General features: G+C 66.1%; 1 protein-coding gene. It reads left to right on the forward strand.

What is annotated here, in order from left to right; genetic code table 11:
* Window positions 1–204 precede the first annotated feature (204 nt).
* Window positions 205–333: GTPase (locus B4F19_RS14895; protein ID WP_292735973.1), on the forward strand; the 129-nt coding region annotated here is incomplete at its 3' end.

The following is a 333-nucleotide window of genomic DNA, read 5'->3' on the forward strand; positions in this document are numbered from 1 at the left end:
TGAGCCAGCCCGCCGTTTCGACGATCTCGCCGTCGCGCACGCGGGCAAGGCCGACGGCACACGCTGAGGCATTGCTGGAATTCGCCGTTTCGAAGTCGATTGCGGTGAAGTCCAGTGACACGGCTTCAGCATCGCCTGCCCATCCGACATCGCCCCCGAGGCGCGCCGGAGCGAGGGCGCGCCGCCCCCGTAGACTGGACCCCCGTGGCTCTTACCATCGGAATCGTCGGACTCCCGAATGTCGGCAAGTCGACCCTCTTCAACGCCCTGACGAAGAATCAGGTGCTCGCGGCGAACTACCCGTTCGCGACGATCGAGCCGAACGTCGGCGTC

The organism is Microbacterium sp. UBA1097 (assembly GCF_002313585.1).
GTDB lineage: Bacteria > Actinomycetota > Actinomycetes > Actinomycetales > Microbacteriaceae > Microbacterium.